We start from the raw sequence: 467 nt of genomic DNA on the forward strand, positions 1-467 counted from the left end.
GTTCCGGTGCCATACGAGCTCTTCCAGCCCAAGCCCATCTGCTCCAGCGGAGCAGCCTCGGGTTCGGGGCCGACCAGATCGGCCGGGCCGGCGCCATGGGTCTTACCGAAAGTGTGACCGCCGACGATCAGCGCCGCTGTTTCGACGTCGTTCATGGCCATGCGCCGAAACGTCTCGCGAATGTCGACCGCCGCGGCCATGGGGTCCGGGTTGCCGTTCGGCCCCTCCGGGTTCACGTAGATCAGCCCCATCTGCACCGCGGCCAGCGGGTTCTCCAGATCCCGCTTACCGCTGTAACGCTCATCGCCGAGCCAAGTGGCTTCCTTGCCCCAATAGACCCCATCGGGCTCCCACTGGTCGACCCGGCCGAAGCCGAACCCGAACGTCTTGAAGCCCATCGATTCCAGCGCGCAGTTGCCGGCGAAAACAATCAGGTCCGCCCATGAGAGCTTCTTGCCGTACTTCTT

Annotated in this window: 1 protein-coding gene; it reads right to left on the minus strand. The window is 64.7% G+C overall.

What is annotated here, in order from left to right; all coding sequences use genetic code 11:
* Positions 1 to 467, minus strand: a 467-nt coding sequence (locus BST17_RS28565) for a peroxidase family protein (RefSeq protein ID WP_331250712.1), incomplete at both ends; no start/stop codon positions are given.

This window comes from Mycolicibacterium bacteremicum (genome assembly GCF_002086115.1).
In the GTDB taxonomy this organism is placed as follows: Bacteria; Actinomycetota; Actinomycetes; order Mycobacteriales; family Mycobacteriaceae; genus Mycobacterium; species Mycobacterium bacteremicum.